Origin of the sequence: Brenneria alni, from assembly GCF_003666245.1 — a bacterium.
GTDB lineage: Bacteria > Pseudomonadota > Gammaproteobacteria > Enterobacterales > Enterobacteriaceae > Brenneria > Brenneria alni.
Genome location: NZ_MJLZ01000131.1, coordinates 1 through 501, shown reverse-complemented (window position 1 = coordinate 501; position 501 = coordinate 1). Strand labels below are relative to the sequence as shown.

Here is a 501-nt window from a genome sequence, read left to right as displayed (position 1 = left end):
CATTAAAATCCTTCGACATTCTTACTATTTTAGCGAGAACATAAGCAAGAGATAATTTACTGAATTTAACTGAAGCATGTTCGGCTGATTTTTTTGCAACCTCCTGTAAAATACTATTTTGTTTTTCCTCACTTATTCTTCTTAGCTTTTTTTTGAAAAAAATCTCGACCATATCAAGAATGACATCATCTCTTAGATACACTTGTTTAACAGCAACAAGCATCCTGTAATCTTCTGTCATTAACTGCTTACAAACATCTTTATAATCATCGAAAAGACAAGAGCCATACCAACTTGCTCTTTCTACGCCAGAATATAAGGTGTTCGCAGTTTCCCTGAGATCCTGATTAATTTCCACAAGTGCATTCTCGATTTTCAGAGCAATAATTCGGTCTGCCTGCATTTTTTGTTTCAGATAAGCAATGTTCATCCTGCACCTCATAAAATTTGACTTTAAAATCCTTTTACTTAAAATGACACATCATATGGATAGAAATAAGA

The 501-nt window shown here is 33.3% G+C and carries 1 pseudogene; it reads right to left on the bottom strand.

The annotated features are described in order from the left end of the window. Window positions 1–430 (bottom strand): annotated as a pseudogene (locus BIY29_RS19990) (hypothetical protein); the annotation flags it as partial. Window positions 431–501: the final 71 nt, after the last annotated feature.